This window comes from Streptomyces sp. NPDC001348, assembly GCF_053597535.1.
The window spans coordinates 59,869-67,061 of record NZ_JBSFIK010000015.1 but is presented as its reverse complement, the minus strand read 5'-3'; the positions used below and the strand labels follow the sequence as shown (position 1 = coordinate 67,061).

Annotated in this window: 2 protein-coding genes; one reads left to right on the top strand and one right to left on the bottom strand. The window is 70.7% G+C overall.

What is annotated here, in order from left to right; translation table 11 throughout:
* Positions 1 to 2,170, top strand: a 2,170-nt coding sequence (fxsT, locus tag ACWC21_RS17890; RefSeq protein WP_450882791.1) for an FxSxx-COOH system tetratricopeptide repeat protein, incomplete at its 5' end; no start/stop codon positions are given.
* Positions 2,171 to 2,261: 91 nt separating this feature from the next.
* Here fxsT and ACWC21_RS17885 read toward each other — a convergent pair.
* Positions 2,262 to 6,044 carry a multifunctional oxoglutarate decarboxylase/oxoglutarate dehydrogenase thiamine pyrophosphate-binding subunit/dihydrolipoyllysine-residue succinyltransferase subunit gene (locus ACWC21_RS17885; RefSeq protein ID WP_450882789.1) on the bottom strand — a complete coding sequence of 1,261 codons (3,783 nt, stop codon included), beginning with the start codon at positions 6,042 to 6,044 and terminating at the stop codon, positions 2,262 to 2,264.
* Between the last annotated feature and the right edge of the window lie 1,149 nt (positions 6,045 to 7,193).

Sequence of the window (7,193 nt, the reverse complement as noted above, 5' to 3'; positions counted from 1 at the left end):
GTTCTCCCGCTGGTTGCTGGTCCTCGACGGCGCCGACGAACCCGACCAGATCTGGGACCTGGTCCCCACCGGCCCCGGACACGTGCTGATCACCTCCCGCAACCCGCAGTGGAGCGAACACAACAGCCGGCTGCTGCAGATCCCGGTCTACGCCCGCGACGAGTCGGTCGCCTTCATCCGGCGCCGCGCGCCACGCCTGTCCGAGGCGGACGCCGACCAGCTGGCCGAGGCCCTGGAGGACCTGCCGCTGCTGCTGGACCAGACGGCCGGCTGGCTCAACGACTCCGATCTCTCCGTCGAGGACTACATCGCCCTCCTGGAGGGCGGCATCGACCAGGACGTGGTCAAGGTCTCCGCGGACTTCCCCGTCGCCTTCCAGACCGCCTGGTCGATACTGCTGAACAAACTCCGCGAGACCGTCCCCGAGTCCGTCGACCTGCTGCGGCTGTGCACGTTCTTCGCGCCCGGCTTCATCCCTGTACGCCTGCTGCGCGAGATGCCGCTCGACGACCTGCCCGAACAGCTCACCGGGCTGCTCGAGGACCCCCTGCTGTGGAACCGGGCCGTCAACCAGCTCCGCCAGTACTCCGTGGTGCGCCTGGAGTCCCATGACGTGGGCGCCGACTCCGGCGCCTCCTCGGGCGAGTCGCTGTACCTGCACCGCATGGTCCACCAGATCGTGCGCAACGACATGCCGGAGGCGGACCGGCAGGAGTTCATCGACGTCGTACGACGCGCCCTCGCGGCGGCCGACCCCGGCCGCGCCACGGACACCCGGCTGTGGGACGCCTACGCGGAGATCGTGCCGCACCTGAAGTACGCGGACGTCCTGAACAGCAACGACCGCAGGGTGCAGTCCCTCGTCCTGAACTGCCTGCGCTACATGTACTTCGCCGGCGAGTACTCCTCCGGCGTCAAGCTCGGCGAGCGCGCCCTGACGGCCTGGCGGGCCTCGCTCGGCGAGTTCCACCCCAGGGTCTTCGACCTGATCTACCAGTACGCCAACCTGCTGCGCGCCACCGGCGCCTACGAGCTGAGCGAGCCCCTGGAACGGCAGGCGATGGAGCACCTGCGCGAGGAGCGGGGCGAACGGGACCTGGACCATCTGCGGGCGGCCAACGGCGTGGGCGCCAACCTGTGGGGACTGGGCCGCTACGAGGAGGCACTGGAGCACTACCAGTGGCTTTACCCCGCCTACCGCGACCTCCTGGGCGAGGAGGACTCCCGCACCCTCAACGCACTCAACAACCTGGGCTTCACACACCGGCTGCTCGGTCACTACCAGCAGGCCCTCGACATCGACAAGACGACCCTGGAGATGCGCCGCCGGCTGCTGAAGGCACGCCACCCCTGGGCGCTGTTCTCGGAGGCCTCCTACGCCGTCGACCTGCGGCTGCTGGGCCGCTACACCGAGGCGGAGTCCATCCAGGCGAAGAACGTCCGTGAGTGCCGCCTCGTCATGGGCGCCGACAACCCGCAGACGCTGCGGGCCGAGCACAACCTCGCCCTGTGCCGGCTCCGCGGCGGTGACCGGGCGGGCGCCGGGGCGATGCTGGCCCGGGTGCTGGAACGCTACGAGCGCTCGGTGGGCGACCGGCACGCGCAGACACTGTCCGCGGCCGTCAGCCAGAGCTGCTTCGCCCGCGAGCACGGCGACATCGACCAGGCCCGCGAGGCCGGCGAGTCCGTGCTGGCCCGCTACGAGGAACTGCTCGTCGAAGGGCACCCCTTCCTCGCGGGAGTCCGCAGCAACCAGGCGCAGATCCTGCGCATGGTCGGCGAACGGGACCAGGCGCACGTGCTGGCCGAACAGGCGCTCGCCGACATGACCACGGCGGTCGGCGAGAACCACCCCCACACCCTGGGCTGCGCCATCAACGCCTCGGCCCTGCGCAACCTGGTGGGCGACACCGAGGGAGCCGCCGCGCTCAGCCGGGACACCATCACCCGGGCGACGGAGTCCCTCGGCCGCACCCACCCCCTCACCCTCTCCGCACGGGTGGCCCACGCCGCCGACCTGCGCGGTCTGCGGGACGTCCAGCAGGCCGAGAAGGTCGAGCAGGAGGCGCTGTCCGACCTGGAGGCCACGCTCGGCAAGCAGCACGTCCACACCATCTCGGCCCGCTCCCGCAACAGGCCGTACTGGGACTTCGAACCGCAGGCGACCTGAGCGACCGCACACGCCGAAGGGCCCGGCCCCGGGGAACTCCCGGGGCCGGGCCCTTCTCGGTACGTCCGCTGTCGGTACGTCCGTCGGCGGCCTACGCCTCGAACACCTCACGCACCAGCTGCTCCTGCTCGGCCTGGTGCCGCTTCGCGGAACCGACGGCCGGGGACGAGGAGTGCGGACGGGAGATGCGGCGCAGGCGCTCGCCCGCGGGGATGTCCGCGCCGACCGCCAGGTCCAGGTGGTCGATCAGGTTGAGGGCGATGAACGGCCAGGCACCCTGGTTCGCCGGCTCCTCCTGGGCCCACAGGTACTTCTCGGCGTTCGGGTACTTCTTGATCTCCGCCTGGAGCTCGGCACCCGGCAGCGGGTACAGGCGCTCGATACGGATGATCGCGGTGTCCGTGATGCCGCGCTTGGTGCGCTCGGCCTCGAGGTCGTAGTACAGCTTGCCGGCCACGAACACGACCTTGCGGACCGCGGCCGCGTCCACCGTCGAGTCGCCGATGACGGGACGGAACTGACCCGACGTGAACTCCTCCGTCTTCGACGCGGCGGCCTTCAGACGCAGCATCGACTTCGGGGTGAAGACCACCAGCGGCTTGTGGTGCGGGTTGTGCACCTGCCAGCGCAGGAGGTGGAAGTAGTTCGACGGCAGGGTCGGCATCGCGACCGTCATGTTGTTCTGCGCGCACAGCTGCAGGAAGCGCTCGACACGGGCCGAGGAGTGGTCCGGGCCCTGGCCCTCGTAGCCGTGGGGGAGGAGCAGCGTGACACCGCTCGTCTGGCCCCACTTCTGCTCGGCCGCGGAGATGTACTCGTCGACCACCGTCTGCGCGCCGTTGACGAAGTCGCCGAACTGCGCCTCCCACATGACGAGCGCGTCGGGGCGGGCCAGCGAGTAGCCGTACTCGAAGCCCATGACCGCGTACTCGGACAGCAGGGAGTTGTAGACGTTGTACCGCGCCTGGTCCTCGGCGAGGTACTGCAGCGGGGTGTACTCCTCGCCCGTCTCGCGGTTGATCAGGACCGCGTGGCGCTGGCCGAAGGTGCCGCGCTGGGAGTCCTGGCCGGACAGCCGGACCGGGGTGCCCTCCAGCAGGAGGGAGCCGACGGCGAGAGTCTCGCCCATGCCCCAGTCGATCGTGCCGTCCTCGACCATCGTGGCCCGGCGCTGCAGCTGCGGCAGCAGACGCGGGTGCACGTGGAACGTGTCGGGGATGTTCACCTGGGACTCGGCGATCCGCTTCACGACCTCCGAGGAGATCGCGGTGTTCACGGCGACCGGGAACTCGGCCTGCGGGTCCGACACCGGGCCGGCGCTCGGCTGGGCCGTGACGGCCTCGCGGACCTCCGTGAAGACCTTCTCCAGCTGGCCCTGGTAGTCCTGCAGCGCCTGCTCGGCCTCTTCCAGGGTGATGTCGCCGCGACCGATCAGGGACTCGGTGTACAGCTTGCGCACCGAGCGCTTCTTGTCGATCAGGTCGTACATCAGCGGCTGGGTGAAGGCCGGGTTGTCCGACTCGTTGTGACCGCGGCGGCGGTAGCAGATGAGGTCGATCACCACGTCCTTGTTGAACGCCTGGCGGAACTCGAAGGCGAGCCGCGCGACGCGCACGACGGCCTCGGGGTCGTCGCCGTTCACGTGGAAGATCGGGGCCTCGATCATGCGGGCCACGTCCGTCGCGTACATGGAGGAACGCGAGGACTCGGGGGCCGCGGTGAAGCCGACCTGGTTGTTGATGACGATGTGGACCGTGCCGCCGGTGCGGTAGCCGCGCAGCTGCGACATGTTCAGCGTCTCGGCCACCACGCCCTGGCCCGCGAAGGCCGCGTCGCCGTGCAGGGCCACCGGCAGGACCGTGAAGTCCGTGCCGCCCTTGTTGATGATGTCCTGCTTGGCGCGGGCGATGCCCTCGATGACCGGGTCGACCGTCTCGAGGTGGGACGGGTTGGCGGCCAGCGAGACCTTGATCTGCTCGCCGTCCAGACCGGTGAAGGTGCCCTCGGCGCCCAGGTGGTACTTCACGTCGCCGGAGCCGTGCATCGACTTCGGGTCGAGGTTGCCCTCGAACTCGCGGAAGATCTGCGCGTACGACTTGCCGACGATGTTGGCGAGGACGTTCAGCCGGCCGCGGTGGGCCATGCCGATGACGACCTCGTCCAGGCGGGACTCGGCGGCGCTGTCGAGGACCGCGTCCAGCAGCGGGATGACGGACTCGCCGCCCTCGAGGGAGAAGCGCTTCTGGCCGACGTACTTCGTCTGCAGGAAGGTCTCGAAGGCCTCCGCCGCGTTCAGCCGGCGCAGGATGCGCAGCTGCTCCTCGCGCTCCGGCTTGGAGTGCTGGCGCTCCACCCGGTCCTGGATCCACTTGCGCTGCTTGGGGTCCTGGATGTGCATGAACTCGATGCCGGTGGTGCGGCAGTACGAGTCGCGCAGCACGCCGAGGATGTCGCGCAGCTTCATCATCGACTTGCCGGCGAAGCCGCCGACGGCGAACTCGCGCTCCAGGTCCCACAGGGTGAGGCCGTGCTCGGTGATGTCCAGGTCGGGGTGCTTGCGCTGGCGGTACTCCAGCGGGTCGGTGTCGGCCATGACGTGGCCGCGGACCCGGTAGGAGTGGATCAGCTCGAAGACGCGGGCGGCCTTCGTGACGTCGTCGTCGTGCGACGCGTCGATGTCCCTCAGCCAGCGGACCGGCTCGTAGGGGATGCGCAGCGCCTCGAAGATGTCGTCGTAGAAGTCGTTCTCGCCGAGGAGCAGGTTCGCGACGGCGCGCAGGAACTCGCCGGAGGCGGCGCCCTGGATGACCCGGTGGTCGTAGGTCGACGTGAGCGTCATGACCTTGGAGACGCCGAGCTTGTTCAGGGTGTCCTGGCTGGTGCCCTGGAACTCAGCCGGGTAGTCCATGGAGCCGACGCCCATGATCACCGACTGGCCGGGCATCAGACGCGGCACGGAGTGGACGGTGCCGAGGCCGCCCGGGTTGGTCAGGGAGACCGTGACGCCGGTGAAGTCGTCCATCGTCAGCTTGTTGTCGCGGGCGCGACGGACGATGTCCTCGTAGGCCTGCCAGAACTCGAAGAAGTTCAGCGTCTCGGCCTTCTTGATGGCGGCCACGACGAGCTGGCGGTCGCCGTTGGGCTTCACCAGGTCGATGGCCAGGCCGAGGTTCACGTGCGGCGGCTTGACCAGGGTCGGCTTGCCGTCCTTCTCGCCGAACGACCAGTTCATCGACGGCATGGCCTTGATGGCCTGCACCATCGCGTAGCCGATGATGTGCGTGAAGGAGATCTTCCCGCCGCGGGCCCGCTTCAGGTGGTTGTTGATGACGATGCGGTTGTCGAACAGCAGCTTCACCGGGACCGCGCGGACCGAGGTGGCGGTCGGCAGCTCCAGCGACGCGTTCATGTTCTTGGCGACCGCGGCGGACGGGCCGCGCAGCGTCACGAACTCCGGCCCGTCCGCGGACGCGGCCGCGGGGGCCGCGGCGGCGGGCTGGGCCTTCGCCTTCGGCTGGGCGGGCGGCGTCGCGGGCCGGGCCGGCTGCGCGGGCTGCGCGGCGGCGGGGGCGGCCGGAGCCGCCGGGGCGGCCTGCGCCGGCTTGGCGGGCGCGACGGGCGCGGCGGGCTGGGCGGGAGCACTGGCGGCGGGCTTCGGTGCCGCGGGCGCCGGAGCGGGCGTGGCAGCAGCAGCCCCGGGCTTGTAATCGGCGAAGAAGTCCCACCAGGCTCGGTCTACCGAATTCGGGTCCTGGAGGTACTGCTGATAGATCTCGTCGACGAGCCACTCGTTCGGACCGAACGCGGCAGCGGGGTTCTTCCCGGCTTGGTCGTCGGTCGAGATGCTCGAGTTACTGGGGGACTGTGGCGACACGGCGGCAACCGCCCTCTTCCGCTTCACAAGGTGATGGACAGCGGGAATAAAGGCTACGCCTCCAAGACCGTGAAGGTCAGGTCGGGCCGGTTCATCGTCGCGTAAGTCACATGAAAACGCGTGTTTCAGGGGTTGAAATGGCGGGAAACAAGCGTGGTTCAGCTGAGGAAGGGATGCCTCGGTCCGGACCTGGGCGCGACTCGCCGCAGGCCTCCCCCTGATCACACGTGTCCGTCGGCGAGGACACCGGTGGATCTTGTGGCTCCGGTTCGAACTTTACGTCAACTTGGCACTGAAGGCTCTCCCGGACGGGTGACCGGGATCCGGCGGCCCCGCACGGATCCGGCCACTCGGATCCGGCCGCCCGCGCCGCGGGCCGGGCTTGGCCCGGCCGTGGGACGTGACGTGTGACGGCCCGGCCGCCATGGCGTCGCGGGCGGCGCCCGTGCCGCGGGCGGGCCGTCCCGGCCCACAGGTGCGACGCGCACCGCCCGCGGTGGTGATGCCGGGTGGGTGAGCGGCTCCGCCGAGCGGCCCGCGCTGGCAATGCCCGGCAGGTGCAGCGGCTCCGCCGGGCGGTCCGTGGTGGTGATGCCGGGTGGGCGAGCGGCTCCGCCGGGCGGTCTGCGGTGGTGATGCCGGGTGGGCGAGCGGGCCCGCCGGGCGGTCTGCGGTGGTGATGCCGGGTGGGTGAGCGGCTCCGCCGGGCGGCCCGCGCTGGCAATGCCCGGCAGGTGCAGCGGCCCCGCCGGGCGGCCTGCCGTGGTGATGCCGGGCGGGCGAGCGGCTCCGCCGGGCGGTCCGTGGTGGTGGTGCCGGGTGGGTGAGCGGCTCCGCCGGGCGGTCTGCGGTGGTGGTGCCGGGTGGGTGAGCGGCTCCGCCGGGCGGTCTGCGGTGGTGATGCCGGGTGGGCGAGCGGGCCCGCCGGGCGGTCTGCGGTGGTGATGCCGGGTGGGTGAGCGGCTCCGCCGGGCGGCCCGCGCTGGCAATGCCCGGCAGGTGCAGCGGCTCCGCCGGGCGGTCCGTGGTGGTGATGCCGGGTGGGCGAGTGGCCCCGCCGGGCGGTCTGCGGTGGTGATGCCGGGTGGGTGAGCGGCTCCGCCGGGCGGCCCGCGCTGGCAATGCCCGGCAGGTGCAGCGGCTCCGCCG